This window comes from Galbibacter sp., assembly GCF_048266365.1.
Lineage (GTDB): Bacteria > Bacteroidota > Bacteroidia > Flavobacteriales > Flavobacteriaceae > Galbibacter.
In genome coordinates this window covers 173,757-191,049 of sequence record NZ_JBLWZP010000002.1, presented here as the reverse complement: position 1 = coordinate 191,049, position 17,293 = coordinate 173,757, and the positions used below count along the sequence as shown (strand labels likewise).

The following is a 17,293-nucleotide window of genomic DNA, read 5'->3' as shown; positions in this document are numbered from 1 at the left end:
TTAAAGAAGCTCAGAAATACCTTAAAGTATATTCTGAGCTTCTTTAATTTTATGCCTAAGCGGAGTCCTAATTAGGATAGGTGTTTACGATAGGTACGCCATTTCTTAATCAGCTGTGGGTTGTAGTCCTTCCACAAGGCATGTATTTGATTGTTGGTTTCCAACTCTGGATTGGTCTCCATAACTTTAGTTCCTCTTTTTAGAAAGGTCTTATAGGTCTCATGAAATATAATTGCGGTCAGTCCTTTACGCATATATTCGGGTGCAATACCAATGAGTAGAAGTGTAACTTTCTCCCCTGATTTTTGGGCCTTTAACAGATGGTAAAATCCGAATGGAAATAGTTTCCCTTTGGCCTTTTGTAAAGCTTTAGAAAACGAAGGCATAATAACCGAAAAACCGACAAGCTTGTCATCTTCATCCGCGATAAGGATAACAAAATCTGGATCTAGAAACTTTAAATACTTGTTTTTGTAATGCTCAACTTGATAGGGTTTGATCGGCGTGAAAGATTCCAAATTTTGGTAGGACCTATTCATGAGATCAAATATCTTCTCGGCATAAGGGAGTAAGGATTTTGTATTTGGAATGTCTAAGACTCTTAAATTGTACTTTTTTTGAAGTAAGATTGAAAATTTTGCAAGTTTATCAGGAATCTGTTCTGGCATTTTAATTTCATATTCCTTCCAATCGACCTCTTTTTTGAATCCGTAATTTTCAAGGAGCTCTGGGTAATAGGAATAATTGTAGTTGGTAGGCATACTTCCGATGCGATCAAAGCCCTCGATTAGCATACCTGCTTTGTCCATATTTGAAAAGCCTGCAGGTCCCTCTATGTACTCCAATTGATGTTCTTTTCCAATGGCTACGACCTGATCTAAAAGGGCATTGCAAACTTCCTGATCATTAATGAGGTCAAACCATCCGAATCTGAGCTTGCGATTGCCTTGTTGTTTTACTTCATTCCAGTTCACAATAGCGCAGACCCTGCCAACGATTTGGTCGTCTTTATGAGCCAGAAAAAACCATGCATCAGCATCTTTGAAAGCTGGATTTTTTGTTTTGTCAAAATTATTGAGCTCCTCACTTATTATGGGGGGTACCCAATTATCTGATGTCTTGTATAAATTAAATTGAAATTGTATAAATTCCTTTAATTGTTTTTTAGTACTTGCTTGTGTAATTTCTATCATATAACTATCAATCTTCTAATTCTTCAAATGGATTGGTATTCTTTCTTTTTTTCTTGGCATCCTTAATGAATTCTCTGTCTTGGTCGGTGAAGTTATCTTTGTTCTTTTGCGAATCCTTATGAAAATCTAAACGATAAGAAGCTCCGATTGCACCAAAGAATCGGGCAGGGGTATCCTTTATATTAATCCCAAACGAGGCATCTAATTGAAAATCCTTATTAAATAATCGAGCGGCTCCCATTCTAAAGATTCCATCGGAATAGTAATCGCTTTGAAATCCTTGATGTTCTACAAAGATAGTATATCTTGGGTCACGAAGCGCATGGGTGAGTGTCATTACATAGCTAAACATAGGGGTGTCGGAGGTGAACTTATCGTAAGCAAAATTCATAACAAACACCCAATTTGGAGTGAGATGGTGTTGTGTGGCTACCATTACCTTTGGACTGAAGTTAGGATCCTCTGGATAGAAAGGATTGTCTCCGAAATTTAAATTGATTCCTGCGTAAACAGCTATTGCTGGAATGAGGTTTTTCCACTGTAGGTGATTGTTGGCCTTCCAGCTATAGAGGTCAGGCTTATTTTTATCAGGATTTTTAAACGGATCATAAATTAAGTATTTAATACCTATGGTATTTTTTGTGAAGTTATTTAGATTGTAGTATTCTGCGTTATAACCCGTGTTATCAGTGACCTTGGCGTGAGTAAACTGCCCATCATATATCAGCTCGAGTTGCTCGAATAAAAGGCCGTAGCGCAATACAACATCCATAGCATAGCGGTTGGATTTTGTTCTTAACCAAGAGTGGTCCCATCGTTCGTAATACAAACCTCCTTCTATTTGGAATACATTTTTTCCAACTGCAAATGCACTGTAAGAGGCTCCAGGTCGATTGGAATTAATGACCTCTGTATATTGTGCATTCATCTCATAAGTGATAGCGATCAGGGCGATAGCAAATAAGTAGATTGACTTCTTCATTTCAAAAAAATATTAGAATAACGAATTTATGGATTTAGCGGCAATTTATCATGATTTTTTAAATTTCCACCATTGATCTTCTTATCAAACGGTAGTTTGTTAACTTTGGTCTTATAAATTAAGCAGATTTTATAATTATTTTAGTAGTTATAACCTTTAAATACGCTTAATCTGTTGTATTTTTGAATTTATTTTGAAAGCGAATTGTTATGCAGTTAATAAGAACAATATTAATTATTATTCTGGTTTATTACGGATTTAAGATTTTGTCACGTTTGTTTGCACCTTATTTGATGAAGTATGCTTCAAAAAAAATGGGGGAGAAGTTTGAACAACAATACAAAGCCCAACAGCAACAAAATCAAAGAAATACCTCGAAATATAAAGAAGGTGAAACTGTTATCGATAAAAAACCCCAATCTTCAAACTCAAATTCTTCAAATAAAGTTGGAGAATACATAGAATTTGAGGAAATTGAATAACTAAATCAATTTGTTATATGACTGACCAATTAAAGAAAATACTACCTCATAGTGTAGTATTTTTAATTTTTATATTGATTTCACTTATTTATTTTTCCCCAGTTCTTCAAGGGAAAAAAATATTCCAAAGCGATATTGTGCAATATATTGGAATGTCAAAAGAACGCAATGATTTTAAAGAAAATTCAGGAGAGGAATCCTATTGGACCAATTCTGCCTTTGGTGGAATGCCTACCTACCAATTAGGCGCTAACTATCCTCATAATTATATAAAGCATCTCGATAAGGTTATTCGGTTTCTGCCTAGACCTGCTGATTATTTGTTTTTGTATTTTATCGGTTTCTATGTGTTACTATTGGTACTCAGAGTCGATTGGAAATTAGCCTTATTAGGGGCTCTGGCCTTCGGTTTTTCAACATATCTCATTATCATACTCGGCGTTGGACATAACGCCAAGGCACATGCAGTAGGTTATTTTGCCTTTGTACTAGCAGGAATTTTACTTGTATTCCAGCGAAGGTATATCTCAGGGTTCTTGCTTACTACCTTTGCTATGGCACTTGAGATCAATGCAAATCACTTTCAGATGACGTATTATTTGATGTTTTTGGTGTTGATTTTAGGATTTACATATTTGATATTGGCTTATAAAGAGAAGTGGTTGCCGAGGTTTTTTAAATCTTTAGGTATACTATTTATAGCTGTGGTGTTGGCTGTTGCAACCAATGCAACAAACTTACTGGCAACGCAACAATATGCAAAGTGGAGTACAAGAGGGGCAAGTGAACTTACTTTAAATCCTGACGGTAGTCCTAAGGATGCAACATCTGGTTTGGATAAGGATTACATCACCCAATATAGCTATGGACTTTTCGAATCATTTAACTTACTCATTCCGCGCCTTGTTGGCGGTGGAAACGACGAGGCGCTTGGTACGGATTCCAAGACTTATGAATTTTTAGTATCACAGGGTGTTCCAGCGGTTCAAGCTAAGGATTTTGTAGAAAATCAAGCAGCGCATATGATGTATTGGGGAGATCAACCAGGGGTAGCGGCACCAGCCTACGTTGGTGCTATTATACTACTGCTGTTCGTCTTAGGGTTATACCTTGTCAAAGGACCTTTAAAATGGTGGCTGGTTGCTGGCTGTATTGTTTCATTGGTATTGTCATGGGGGCATAATTTTAATGCGCTGACCAATTTTATGATTGATTATTTTCCGCTCTATGATAAATTCCGTGCTATAACGTCTATTCAAGTGATCATTGAGCTATGTGTTCCTATATTAGCAATATTGGGCTTGAAAGAGTTTTTGAATAAAGACATCGATCAGAGGCAGAAGTTTAGGGCTTTGAAATGGTCTGCTTTAGTTTGTGTAGGAATAATTGCAGCTGTATTCCTCCTTAAAGGCACCTTTGATTACGCTCATGTCAACGACACCTATTATCGTCAGCAATTTGACCAAATGGGACTGTCTCAACTTATGGGGAAAATAAAAGAAGACCGTATGGGCTTGCTGACATCTGATTTAATTCGAAATTTCATACTAATCACTATTGCTAGTGCAGCACTGTGGTACTTTGCCAAAGAGAAGCTTAAATCCAACTTGTTGCTGATAGGAATAGGAGCATTGATCCTCATTGATTTAGTTGGTGTTGACCATCAATATGTGAATCAAAAAGACTTTGTCTCCGCACGTTATTTAAACAAACCTTTTCAAGAAACAGAGGTTGATAAGCAAATACTACAAGACAACGGATATTACAGGGTATATAACAGCCAGGAAGGACTCAATGGTGCATCCACATCATACTATCATAAATCATTAGGTGGATATCATGCTGCAAAACCAAAACGACTCGCTGATTTGTTTGATTATCAACTAGCAAAAAACAATGTTGGGATTCTCAATATGCTCAATGTAAAGTATATCATCAGACCTGATGATAAAGGACAATTGTACGCAGCGACAAATCCATACGCCAATGGACCGGTTTGGTTTGTCCAAGAACTTAAAGCTGTTGAAAATGCAGACCAAGAGATTGCTGCCCTAGATAGCATAGACACTAAAACTACAGCAGTATATGACTACAGTGTTTTTGGGGATGTATTACCTGGTCGATTTAATGTAGATTCCTCTGCGCAAATAAAGCTAAAGTATTATACCCCAAATGTATTGCTCTATGAATCTTCAAATACCGAAAATGGTTTGGCTGTATTTTCGGAGATGCATTACCCTGATGGATGGAAGGTGACCATAGATGGTCAACAAGCAGATCATTTTAGAGTAGATTACGCTCTAAGAGCTCTTAGAGTTCCGGCTGGAGACCACGAAATTAAATTTGAGTTTGATCCTCAGGTAGTTAAAACAGGTGGGATGATTAGTCTATCGAGCAACATTATTTTGTTGCTGTTACTTTTAAGTGGGGTATATTATATGACCAAGAAGAAGGCATCATGAGCTAACTAAGGTCTTTTGCCTTACAACCTTATATTATATTTCTGCTATGGATAAAGTTTTAATCATAACTTATTATTGGCCACCCGCCGGGGGACCAGGAGTGCAGCGATGGTTGAGCTTTGTGAAGTTCTTGGGAGAATTTGGAAAACAGGCGGTGGTCTATATCCCGGAAAACCCGGATTATCCTATGACAGACGATTCGTTTGTTTGTGAAATTCCTCAGGAGATTACGGTCATTAAAAAGTCAATCATCGAACCCTACAAATGGGCCTCATTTTTTTCGAGATCGAAAACACAACAAATCAGTAAAGGGATCATTTCTACCAAAAAGCAATCATGGATTGAAGGAGCGATGCTTTGGGTTAGAGGTAATTTTTTTATACCTGATGCTCGTGTTCTTTGGGTTAAGCCTTCGGTAAATTTCTTGAAGAGCTACATAGATCAGCACGGGATAAAAACCGTTATTACCACAGGCCCTCCACACAGTCTTCATTTGATTGGTTTAAACCTAAAACAATGGAACACCCAATTGAATTGGGTTGCTGATTTTAGAGACCCATGGACTACTATTGGCTATCATGAGGAATTAAAACTTAGTAAGGCTTCAAAAAAAAAGCACGAAGATCTTGAAACTTCGGTTTTACAAAAGGCTGATAAAATAATTACTACAAGTTTTACTACCAAAAAGGAGTTTGAACGAAAGACCTCAAAGCCCATTAAGGTGATCACTAATGGGTATCTTAATTACACTTCACAGGCAAAAGCCTTAAGTCCAAAATTTAGTTTGGCACATATTGGATCTCTACTTAGTGGAAGAAACCCAGAGGTGTTGTGGGAAACACTTTCTCAACTATGCGGTGAAAATTCTGAATTTTCAAAGGACTTGGAACTGATACTTGCTGGTGCTGTTAGTGAGGAAGTCATTCATAGCATTCATCGCGCAGGCCTAAAGGATGTATTGCAATTAAGAGGCTATATTGGCCACCAGCAGGCTATTGCTTTACAGCAAAGCTCCCAAGTGCTTTTACTTTTAGAAATAGATTCCGATAAGACTAGAGGGATCATTCCGGGAAAATTCTTTGAATACATGGCAGCTCAACGACCTATATTAGCAATGGGTCCTAAGGATTGGGACGTTGCGCGATTGATCGATCAAACCCAGACGGGGCGTTTTTTTGATTACAGTAACCGTGAACAATTAAAATTGTATATTTTAGAGTGTTACCAGAGTTACAAAACAAACGACTTAGTTGTACACTCAAAGGGAGTAGAGGCTTATCATAGAAAAGAATTGACTAGAACTCTAGTAGAATTTATAGACTGATGGGAATTGTAGTAAATCAAACCATAAAAAATACGATAATAACTTATGTTGGTTTTGCTATAGGAGCCATAAACACTCTATTTCTATATACTAATTTTTTAAGCCCTATCCATTATGGAATTGTTGGGTATTTACTTTCGGCCAGTACCATACTTATGCCGATATTGGCCTTTGGCACCCAAAATACTTTAATCAAATTTTTTAGTTCCTATACCGATAAGGAACAACAGAATGCCTTTACGGGATTTGTTTTATTATTACCACTGCTAATATGTATTCCAGCCGCTATAATTGGAATTATAAGCTATCGATGGATTGTAGATTTAATGACCTCAAAGAATGAAGTCTTGGAGCCCTATGTATGGACCATCTTTGTGCTGGCCTTCTTTATGGCCTATTTCGAGCTGTTATATGCCTGGGCGAAGGTACATCTGAAATCCGTTTATGGGAATCTCCTCAAGGAGGTCTATCACCGTGTAATGGTAATGGCTTTACTTGGAGGTGTTAGTTTGGATTGGATTGCGGTAGATACCTTTATTTATTTATTAATGGCGGTTTATGGTTCGCGATTGTTTCTTATGGGTATGGCCGCGGTATGGATTAAGAAACCAAGGATTAAATGGCGTTTTCCTGATAATTATGTACAAGTCTTAAAATATTCATTTCTCATTATACTTACAGGTTCTGTGGCCGCTGTGCTACTTGATGTCGATAAAGTGATGTTAGGCCAATTCAAGAGCATTGATAATATAGCCTATTACAATGTCGCAGTATTTATGGCTATGGTGATTGCAGTTCCTGCAAGAGCGATGCATCAAATTACCTATCCGATCACCAGTAAACTCCTCAACACAAAAAATATGACTGAATTAGGAGTATTGTATAAAAAAAGCTCGATAAATTTATTTTTAGTGGGTGGCGTGATTTTCCTGTTAATTACCTTAAATGTGAACGCGATGTATACGTTGCTTCCAAAGAACTATGAAGGAGGAGTGCTGGTGGTTTTCTTGATTGGTCTAGCCAAGGTATTTGATAACCTTATGGGAAACAATAATGCGATTATATTTAATTCAGATTACTACCGAATGGTGCTTTTCTTTGGAGTATTTTTAGCATGTTTAACTGTGGGTTTAAATATTGTATTTATACCCAAGTGGGGATTAAACGGAGCTGCTTTTGCAACCTTACTAGCTTTTGTAATTTACAATACTACAAAGCTGATTTTTGTATATCGCAAGTTAGGTTTACACCCCTTTACCAATTCCACACTAAGATCCGCAGTGGCTATGACAGCCATATTTTTAATGTTCTGTTGGTGGGATTTTGATTTTCATCCCATCGTTAATATCCTTCTAAAATCTACGATGATAAGTATGCTCTTTGCGTTGTCAGTTTATTTTTTAAAACTATCCGAGGATATCACTTCTTTATTTAATGGGTTATTAAAAAGCTTTCTTAAAAAATAAAAATCCGCAGGTATTACTACCCACGGACTTTTCCCATTTAACGAACGATTTAATTTAAGTTTTTTATCTTCTTCCTCTAGAGCTACTACTAGTGCTGGCAGCGTGTGTAGGTCTATTTGAAGTGGAGCTTCTTGCACTTCTATATGTTTTATTAGAACTAGCCCTACTGCTTGTACTATAATTCTTAGGACGCGCACTTCTTGAGCTAGGACTTGCGTTTACTTTTCTAGGAGCGCTAGTGGCTCTAGCTTTTGTATTCGTTCTATGTACCGGAGTGCTTTTAGTTTGTACCGCAGCTCTATTCGGTGTATTCGATCTACGTGCAGAGCTATTTACTGCCTTTGATGGCTGTGAACTTGAGTTTCGTACACTTCTTACCGCAGTGTTATTTCTTGTTGCGCTAGTATTAGGCTGTCTCACAGAACGTTGATTTGAACTTCTAACTGAAGTATTATTTCTTGTAGCACTAGTATTAGGCTGACTTACAGAACGTTGGTTTGAACTTCTAACTGAAGTATTATTTCTGGTAGCACTAGTATTAGGCTGCCTTACAGTACGTTGATTTGAACTTCTAACTACGCGACTGTTGTTCCTGCTTGCTACACTATTTTGACTTCTGGATCTAATTGATTTGGTAACAGCCACATCATTTCTTCTACTTACCCTTCTATCATTTTGATAGACACTTCTTCTAGGGTTGTTAGATTTATGATGATAGTTGTGTCCTACGCTAGCATAAGTTCTTCTACTGTTGTTTCTATATGGTCTATAGTATGTATATCGTTCTGGAATGTAATACTGTCTATAAGGTCTATAATTTACCATACAAAATGATGGGCCGGGTCTTCTAAAATATCTATGAAACGGTCTGTATACATATACCCTGTTGTAAGGGTTGATGAATCCAGTATAATGACTAAAAATACCATGTGTGTTGAAATAGATATGCATTCCACCTATACTACGAATGTAATTACCATTGTAAAGAATATCGATGTTTCCAATACGCGATACACGTCCATAATAATCGTAATAGATAGGTGTGTTTTCAATCTGAATTACCGCCCCATATGCATCATATTGTACATAAGGATCATAAGCATACCCTGAGTTAAAGGTAATACTCATGTTACCACTATGGATACCGGCTGCAATTCTTGGGTTGTCGATATAAAAATCGAACTCACCATCAGGATATACTGAAAAGTTAATCCCGTTTTCCATAAAAATAAAAGAATTTCCGTATCCTCTTATATTGCTTTCTGTGGAGGCAAAACTGTTTTGACCACCAAATACAAAAGCTATCAGTAAAATAAATAAGTTTTTCATGACTATAGGTTTTGATTCAACATTACTTTGGTTCTCAATTTTTTGATTGGTCACGATAGGTAAAAATCAAACTGCGTGCCACAAATTTATTTAATATCGCCAATTTATAATAATATGCTGTAATGCAGTAGTTTATATGTTTGAAAAAATATAAAAATTTTATATATAGTGATTTGTAAACGGAGAAAAGCATTAAAAAACCCCGAGAAGCAAAATGCAATCTCAGGGTTTTCTTAACTAACCAACCAAAAAAAATCAACTATGTAATTTTATCATAATAAAACAAAGAGCATGCCAAAGTAAATCTTCGTTAAGGCTGGGATCTCTTAAAATAAGTTAAAGTATAGATGACCCAGGGCTTTGAAGCCAAGGGCTTTGTAAGTGGTTTAATTTATTGGTAGAAAAGATTCCTACTGAGGAATTTCAAGTTGAATTTATCTCACAAAGAAAGTAACAACTGTAAGTACTTTAAAGTAGAGGAATTCTCATGAGAAACAATTAGATATGTTTATTTCAATGTTTTAAATAATAGGGTTTACAATTTGTCCTTTAAATACTGCCCAGTATAACTTTTTGCTACATGTGCGAGTTGTTCTGGAGTACCACTTCCCATAAGACTGCCTCCATTTTCGCCACCTTCAGGTCCCAAATCAATGATGTAATCAGCGCATTTTATCAGATCTAAATTATGTTCGATTACTATAATTGAATGCCCATTGTCCAATAACGCATCAAATGATTTGAGTAATTTTTTAATATCGTGAAAATGTAGTCCTGTTGTAGGCTCATCAAATATAAACAGTGTTTTGGTGGAGGTATTTCCTTTTATTAAGAAGGAAGCAAGTTTGATTCGCTGTGCTTCACCACCAGAAAGAGTAGAGGATGACTGTCCCAATGCCACATAACCCAGTCCAACATCCTGAAGCGATTGTAATTTTGCGGTTATCTTATTCTGTTTGTATTGGGCGAAGAACTCAATTGCTTGATCGATGGTCATGTTGAGTACATCATCAATATTCTTATCCTCGTATTTGACCTCTAAAACCTCTTTTTTAAATCGCTTTCCGCCACAGGTTTCGCATTCCAAATGGACATCAGCCATAAATTGCATTTCTATAGTAACCTCTCCTTCACCTTTACAAGTTTCGCATCTACCTGCATCCACATTAAAGGAGAAGTGTTTGGGCTGATAACCTCTTATCTTAGAAAGTTTTTGTTTTGCAAATAAGTTTCTGATGTCGTCATAGGCTTTAATGTAGGTGACCGGGTTTGAGCGGGAGGAACGTCCTATTGGATTTTGATCTACAAAATCAACAGCTCCAAGATTTCCAAAGTCACCGCTAATACTTGTAAACTGACCTGATTTTTCACCATAACCCCCTGTGGCTTTTAAAATGGCAGGATAAACGATCTTTTTCACCAAGGTAGTTTTACCACTCCCAGAGAGTCCTGTTACTACTGTAAGAGAATTGAGTGGAAATTCCACATCAATATTTTTTAAATTGTGCTCACGTGCTCCTTTAATTATAATGGAGTGTTTATGTTTTCTTCGCTTTTTAGGAATTTCTATCTGGATCTTACCACTCAGGTAGTTTGCTGTCAAGGTATTTAAATTCAAGATCTCTTCATAGGAACCGCTACCTACAACTTCCCCTCCATGAGTGCCGGCTTCAGGACCTATGTCTATAATCTGGTCTGCGGCTTTCATAATATCCTCATCATGTTCCACTACAATAACTGTATTGCCCAGATCCCTTAAGGATTTTAAAACACCAATTAGGTTTTCGGTATCCTTGGGGTGTAAACCAATACTAGGTTCATCTAGAATGTACATCGATCCCACCAAACTACTACCCAGGGAAGTAGCTAGGTTAATTCGTTGGGATTCTCCACCTGATAAACTGTTGGATTTACGATTTAGGCTCAAATAGTTTAAGCCTACACTTTGTAGGAATTGCAATCTGGTATGAATCTCTTTGAGTAATCGACTGGCAATTTTCTCCTGATGCGTATCCAGCTTAAGGTTGTCAAAATGTTCCTGAAGTCTGGTGATTGGAATCCCAACTAGGTCTGAAATCGTTTTGTCGCCGACTCGTACATAATTAGATTCCTTCCTAAGTCTAAGGCCTTTACATTGTGTACATCTAGTCTTTCCTCTGTACCTGGATAACATGACGCGGTTTTGAATCTTATAACTTTTATCTTCTAATTCTTTGAAAAATTCGGTTAGTCCGGTGAAATATTTATTTCCTTCCCAAACAAGTGATTTTTGTTCTTCACTAAGTTCAAACCATGGCTTGTGAATCGGGAAATCAAATTTATATGCATTGTTGACTAATTGGTCCCTAAACCAACTCATGCTATCACCCCTCCAGGGAAAAATGGCGTTTTCGAAAACTGATAGTGTGGTGTTGGGTACGATCAATTCTTCATCCAAACCTATCATATCACCGTAGCCTTCACAACTGGGACAAGCTCCGTATGGATTATTGAAACTAAATAGATGGGTGTTGGGCTCTAAAAACTGCATCCCATCCATTTCAAATTTGGTATTGAATTCCATTTGCGTATCAGTACTGAGATCTTCTATAGCACAAACACCTTTGCCTTCAAAAAAAGCAGTATCCACCGCGTCCGCTAGTCGGTTGTAGAAATCTTCATCGTCTTTGACGACGATACGATCCACAACTAGTGAAATATTGTGATCAATTTCTTTATCGATATCGCTAATGCGATGTACTTTGCCCTGATATTTTATACGTGCATAACCTTGTAAGGATAATATTTCTAAAGTTTTTAATACGCTTCTTTCTTTTGGTATGTGAACAGGGGCGAGCAGTAGTAGTTTTCTGCCTTGTTCAAAGGTTTTTACATGATCTAGTACATCAGATACTTGATGCTTTTTAACTTCTTTACCAGAGATAGGAGAGTAAGTTTTCCCAATTCGAGCATATAACAACTTCAAGTAATCATAGATCTCGGTACTTGTTCCTACTGTGGATCTTGGGTTGGTAGAATTTACCTTTTGTTCAATGGCAATAGCTGGGGCTATTCCTTTGATATAATCCACCTTTGGTTTATCAAGTCTTCCTAAGAATTGTCGCGCATAAGAAGAAAGACTTTCTACATAACGTCTTTGACCTTCTGCATACAGAGTGTCAAAGGCCAGAGAGGACTTTCCGCTTCCAGATAAACCAGTAATTACAACTAACTTATTTCTGGGAATTACGACATTAATATCTTTTAAATTGTGGAGTTTTGCTCCTTTTATAATGATGTTATCCTTAGGATTAACATTTGAAATATCTATCATGACAAAACATAAATGACAAAGATAACAATCTAATTCGAGCTGGGATGCGTGGGTTAATTATTAAATATAAGTTAATTTTTAAATTCAAACCTTGTATATTCTTCAAGAATTATAGTATATTTGACAAGAATAATTAAACAGAAAAGCGTATAGCATACAATTACTTTAATATTTAATCTAATTAACCAACAGTCGTTTCTCAATAAAGGAATGACAGTTATTTGATTGTAAAAGTAATTGTATGGAACAGACTCTTCAAGATTCGGTACTAGTAGCCGATTATATAAATGGTGATGAAAAATCATTAGAAATACTAATCAACAAACATTCACATCGTATTTACAGTTTTATCTTTTCAAAGGTATATGATAAAGATATCACCGAAGACATTTTTCAGGATACATTTATCAAAGTGATAAATACTTTAAAAAGAGGAAATTACAATGAGGAAGGAAAGTTCTTGCCATGGGTGATGCGTATTGCACACAACCTTGTTATCGATCACTTCCGCAAAAATTCTAGAATGCCTAAGTTCGAAGGTAGCGATGATTTCAATATATTTTCTGTCCTAGGAGATCAATCCTTAAATATCGAAAAACAAATCATCAAAGATCAGGTCGAAACTGATGTAAAGAACCTCATCGACGAGCTTCCGGATGATCAGAGAGAGGTGTTAATCATGAGAATGTACAAAGACATGAGTTTCAAAGAAATCGCGCAGCAAACCGATGTAAGTATCAATACGGCACTTGGTAGAATGCGTTATGCTATCATTAACTTGAGGAAGATGGTGGAGAAGAATCAGATCGTTTTAACGAATTAATACAATATTCCTCGATTGTTTGCGTTATTTATTTAAATCAAGCAAACAATTATGATATGGAAAAAATTTACACTGATGAAAAATTACGTACAGAATCGTTAAAACCCAAGAAATCTACAATTGAATTCTTACTTAGTTATTCTAAGGCTTTAAGTGTTATTAAATACAAAAAGTTGGAGTTTGAGACGCTTCTAAACTAAACTTTTCTAAAAAGACTCGCAAGACCTAGATTTTGCGGGTTTTTTTTGATAAATACTCTCTGATTACCGTTTTTCTACCAACCGTTTTGGTGATGATATCCTTCTCAAGATCCCATCCTCTAGCTGGGGAATATTCTCGAGCATAGTAGATAATTTGCAAATGGAGTTTATTCCATAATTCTTCTGGGAAAAGTCGTTTTGCGTCCTTCTCGGTTTGTGTTACGCTTTTGCCATTGGATAGTCCCCATCGGTACATCAATCTGTGGATGTGGGTGTCTACCGGAAATGCTGGAATACCAAAGGCCTGTGACATTACAACACTTGCTGTTTTATGACCTACCGCTGGTAAGGATTCCAAGGCTGCAAAGTCTGCAGGTACCTCTCCATTATAGTTGTCAATTAAAATATGAGAAAGTTCATAAATCCCTTTGGATTTCATGGGCGAAAGTCCAACTGGTCTTATAATATCTCGTATCTCTTCAACAGATAGTTTGATCATTTGATAGGGATTCATAGCTCTATCAAAAAGTAAAGGCGTAATTTGATTGACACGTTTGTCGGTGCTTTGTGCAGAAAGCAAGACGGCAATCAGTAAGGTGTATGGGTCAGTATGATCGAGTGGTATTGGGACCGTAGGGTAATACTCCTCAAGAGTATTAATGATATAGTTAATCTTTTCTTTCTTGGTCATTATTTAGTAATTTTGAACAAAAGTAATACAACTTAATTTAACAAAAATACGCATAAATGCAAACATTGGAAGTAGGTAGTATGGTACCGGAATTTAAGGTGTTAGATCAGGAGGGAAATACTGTTTCAAAAGCTGATTTTAAAGGTAAAAAACTCATTGTTTTTTTCTACCCTAAAGCGAGTACTCCAGGATGTACAGCAGAAGCATGTAATCTGAGGGATAATTATAATGAACTTCAGCAAAAGGGCTTTAGTTTGATAGGAGTGAGTGCGGATTCACAAAAGAGACAAACGAATTTCAGAAATAAATATGAATTTCCGTTTCCACTGATTGCTGATGAGGATAAAACCTTGATCAATGCTTTCGGAGTATGGGGGCCTAAGAAGTTTATGGGTAGATCTTATGAGGGTATTCATAGAATGACCTTTCTAGTCGATGAAAGTGGTGTTGTTACTCATGTTATCCAAAAGGTTAAAACCAAGGATCATGCGGAACAAATACTAGAGCTACTGGATTAGGTGTGCAATAGAATAATATACTTCTAGAACTATTAGTATTCCATTTCCATTCAAACAACTAGGATGGAAATGGAAAAGTTCCTTTAAAGGTTTACTGTTTTTTGGAATCTAAAGCTTTCTGAGGGACATAATCGAATAAGCCCTGTTCTTTTATATGCGCTGCAACCCCCTCTGGCAAGAGTTCCTCCCAGCCTGGCTCTCCGCTGGCGATTTTCTGTAGTACATCTCGAGAAAAGATTTGAAGTACATCTTCATCATAATCGAATATGTCAACCACTTTTCCGTTGTATTTGAAAAACTTGTACAATCCCTTCATTCTTGGATGAACTTTAAGGGTGTTACTAGTGTTGGTAAGCCCTGTGTCAGGGTCTATCATTGGGTAACAATATACCTTAAGGTCTTTATAGAAAAGTTTTCCAAAAGCCTCTAGGATACCACCACTGAGGTGACGATAGTATTTTTCGTCAAATATATCAACCAAGTTATTGACTCCCATGGTGAGTGCCATACGTTCTTTGGTGTATTCGGAGAAGTATTCTACAAGTTTATAGTATTCTTGGAAATTGGAGATCATCACCGTCTGCCCTAAGGAACATAACAGTCGCGCTCTGTCCATAAAATCTTCCTCGTCGATTTCTCCTTCAGCTCGTAGATTGGATAATGTAATTTCAAAAACAACGACGGTTCTATCTTCTTCTACTTTTGGTTCGCGTATAAAGATCTCGTAAGACTTCTTATACATGTCCATATTGACTAGGGTAACGGGTCTAAAACTACCTCTTAATGCAAGGATGTTCTTCTTGTAGAGCATGGAAGCTGGCAGTATGTTATTTCCATCTGGTCCGAACATTACGGCATCAGTCATCCCATTTTTAACCAATTGCAAACTCATCAGTCGGTTGTCTACGTCTTTGAATCTAGGCCCAGAAAAGTTGATTGTATCAATTTCGATAGTATCTCGGTCAATGTGATCGTAGAGATATCTCAATAAATTTTTAGGCTTATTGTGCTTGTAAAAGGCTCCATAGATAAGATTGACACCAACGATCCCTAGGGTTTCTTGTTGTAATCGGGTTTCGTTTTGCTTAAAACGAATATGAAGTTGAATTTCGTTATATTCTTCGTTAGGGTCAATCTGAAAACGGATTCCAAGCCAACCGTGTCCTTTGAACTTCTTTGCAAAATCAATAGTTGCCACCGTATTGGCATAAGCAAAGAAAATTTTGTTAGGGTTGTCATCTTTTAGAATGCGTTCTTCCATTAGATTCATTTCATGAGAAAGCATTTTTTTTAGTCGGTGCTCCGTTACATATCGTCCATCTTCCTCCGTCCCGTATATGGCGTCGCTAAAATTCTTATCATAAGCACTCATTGCCTTGGCAATAGTCCCTGAGGCTCCTCCGGCACGGAAGAAATGTCTTACGGTTTCTTGTCCAGCTCCTATTTCGGCAAAAGTGCCGTAAATATCCTTATTCAGATTAATCCGTAAAGCTTTGGCTTTAAGTGAAGGAATGTTTTCAAATTCCTTGTCGCCTTTTAAAACTACTGTCATTTAAGCAAAAAAATTTGTTACAAAGTTAAAAAGATTCAAGGAGCAATTAGAATTTAAATGATAAATTTGACAAATATTTTTGATAGTTTACACTAATTTTAAGACTTGAAAAAACTAAGCAGCCCTATTGGACATAAGAAAGCTTTAAGAACGATTTAAAACGCTACAAATGAAGGTCACATTTTTAGGTACAGGTACTTCTCAAGGCATCCCGATCATCGGAAGTGATGATCCTGTATCCAAAAGTACTGATGAGAAGGATAAACGCCTTAGAGTGTCCGTGATGGTACAATGGGAAGAGTTCTGCTACATTGTAGATTGTGGCCCAGATTTTAGGCAACAAATGTTGACTAATGATGTCAAGCATATAGATGGTATACTTTTTACACATGAACACGCAGATCACATCATGGGAATGGATGATATTAGGCCGTTCTTTTTCAGACAGGGTGATATCCCAATTTATGCACATAAACGCGTAATAAAGTCTTTAATAACCAAATTTGATTATATCTTTGCAACGAAAGAACGATACCCTGGAGCGCCAGCGGTTCGCGTCAACAAGGTGAAGAACGATGTTCCCATCACCTTGGGGGGGATAACGGTTATTCCAATCAATGCACATCACAATCGTTTGCAAGTGTTTGGATATAGATTCGATAAGTTTGCCTACCTGACCGACGTTAAGACCATTGAAGATGAAGAGGTCGAAAAATTGATCGGGGTTGATGTTTTGGTTGTCAATGCGCTTCGAAAGCAAAAGCATCATTCTCATTTTAATATCGCAGAAGCACTAGAGTTTATAGATAAGGTGAAGCCAAAACAAGCCTATTTAACACATATAAGTCCTATGTTAGGCTTTCATGCAGCTGTTCAGGCAGAATTGCCGGAGAACGTTTATCTAGCATATGACAATTTAGAAATTAAGTTATAAATGGAAATGCCATTTTTCCATAGC

At 36.9% G+C, this 17,293-nt stretch carries 13 protein-coding genes; 7 read left to right on the top strand and 6 right to left on the bottom strand.

The window, feature by feature from the left end; translation table 11 throughout:
• Nucleotides 1–71: 71 nt before the first annotated feature.
• Nucleotides 72–1,193, bottom strand: coding sequence for a GTP cyclohydrolase (locus ACN0TV_RS03785; RefSeq protein WP_417360278.1), 1,122 nt, complete (start codon nt 1,191–1,193; stop codon nt 72–74).
• A 7-nt stretch (nt 1,194–1,200) separates the two neighbouring features.
• Nucleotides 1,201–2,175 carry a transporter gene (locus tag ACN0TV_RS03780; RefSeq protein WP_417360276.1) on the bottom strand — a complete coding sequence of 325 codons (975 nt, stop codon included), beginning with the start codon at nt 2,173–2,175 and terminating at the stop codon, nt 1,201–1,203.
• Between the two features lie 209 nt (nt 2,176–2,384).
• On the opposite strand from ACN0TV_RS03780, the gene ACN0TV_RS03775 reads away from it, so the two are divergent.
• Genes ACN0TV_RS03775 through ACN0TV_RS03760 form a run of 4 tightly spaced genes read left to right on the top strand, consistent with a single transcriptional unit; the run spans nt 2,385 to nt 7,909 of the window.
• Nucleotides 2,385–2,657, top strand: a complete 273-nt coding sequence (locus tag ACN0TV_RS03775; protein WP_417360274.1) for a DUF4834 family protein — start codon at nt 2,385–2,387, stop codon at nt 2,655–2,657.
• A 17-nt stretch (nt 2,658–2,674) separates the two neighbouring features.
• The gene (locus ACN0TV_RS03770) at nt 2,675–5,119 is read left to right on the top strand and encodes a YfhO family protein (protein WP_417360272.1); all 2,445 of its coding nucleotides are present in this window, start codon (nt 2,675–2,677) and stop codon (nt 5,117–5,119) included.
• Nucleotides 5,120–5,165: 46 nt separating this feature from the next.
• On the top strand, nt 5,166–6,443 hold the full coding sequence (locus ACN0TV_RS03765; protein WP_417360270.1) for a glycosyl transferase family 1: 1,278 nt from the start codon (nt 5,166–5,168) through the stop codon (nt 6,441–6,443).
• Nucleotides 6,443–7,909 (top strand): lipopolysaccharide biosynthesis protein, encoded by a 1,467-nt coding sequence (locus ACN0TV_RS03760; protein ID WP_417360268.1) that lies wholly within the window; start codon nt 6,443–6,445, stop codon nt 7,907–7,909. The genes ACN0TV_RS03765 and ACN0TV_RS03760 overlap by 1 nt, the downstream gene beginning before the upstream one ends.
• Before the next feature lie 63 nt (nt 7,910–7,972).
• Here the strand turns inward: ACN0TV_RS03760 and ACN0TV_RS03755 are convergent, their stop codons facing one another.
• Both ACN0TV_RS03755 and uvrA read right to left on the bottom strand, forming a co-directional pair.
• On the bottom strand, nt 7,973–9,238 hold the full coding sequence (locus ACN0TV_RS03755) for a hypothetical protein (RefSeq protein ID WP_417360266.1): 1,266 nt from the start codon (nt 9,236–9,238) through the stop codon (nt 7,973–7,975).
• A gap of 535 nt (nt 9,239–9,773) precedes the next feature.
• Nucleotides 9,774–12,551, bottom strand: coding sequence for an excinuclease ABC subunit UvrA (gene uvrA, locus ACN0TV_RS03750; RefSeq protein ID WP_417360264.1), 2,778 nt, complete (start codon nt 12,549–12,551; stop codon nt 9,774–9,776).
• A 241-nt stretch (nt 12,552–12,792) separates the two neighbouring features.
• Between uvrA and ACN0TV_RS03745 the strand changes: the two genes are divergently transcribed.
• Nucleotides 12,793–13,374, top strand: coding sequence for an RNA polymerase sigma factor (locus ACN0TV_RS03745; protein ID WP_417360262.1), 582 nt, complete (start codon nt 12,793–12,795; stop codon nt 13,372–13,374).
• Nucleotides 13,375–13,599: 225 nt separating this feature from the next.
• Here the strand turns inward: ACN0TV_RS03745 and ACN0TV_RS03740 are convergent, their stop codons facing one another.
• On the bottom strand, nt 13,600–14,265 hold the full coding sequence (locus ACN0TV_RS03740; RefSeq protein WP_417360260.1) for an endonuclease III domain-containing protein: 666 nt from the start codon (nt 14,263–14,265) through the stop codon (nt 13,600–13,602).
• Nucleotides 14,266–14,321: 56 nt separating this feature from the next.
• Here ACN0TV_RS03740 and bcp point away from each other — a divergent pair, with 56 nt between their 5' ends.
• Nucleotides 14,322–14,783 carry a thioredoxin-dependent thiol peroxidase gene (gene bcp, locus ACN0TV_RS03735; protein WP_417360258.1) on the top strand — a complete coding sequence of 154 codons (462 nt, stop codon included), beginning with the start codon at nt 14,322–14,324 and terminating at the stop codon, nt 14,781–14,783.
• Nucleotides 14,784–14,874: 91 nt separating this feature from the next.
• On the opposite strand, the gene ACN0TV_RS03730 is transcribed toward bcp, so the two are convergent.
• Nucleotides 14,875–16,335 carry a TonB-dependent receptor gene (locus ACN0TV_RS03730; RefSeq protein ID WP_417360257.1) on the bottom strand — a complete coding sequence of 487 codons (1,461 nt, stop codon included), beginning with the start codon at nt 16,333–16,335 and terminating at the stop codon, nt 14,875–14,877.
• A gap of 169 nt (nt 16,336–16,504) precedes the next feature.
• Here ACN0TV_RS03730 and ACN0TV_RS03725 point away from each other — a divergent pair, with 169 nt between their 5' ends.
• A complete protein-coding gene (locus ACN0TV_RS03725; RefSeq protein WP_417360255.1) occupies nt 16,505–17,269 on the top strand; it encodes an MBL fold metallo-hydrolase in 765 nt (254 codons plus the stop codon).
• The last annotated feature ends 24 nt before the right edge of the window (nt 17,270–17,293 follow it).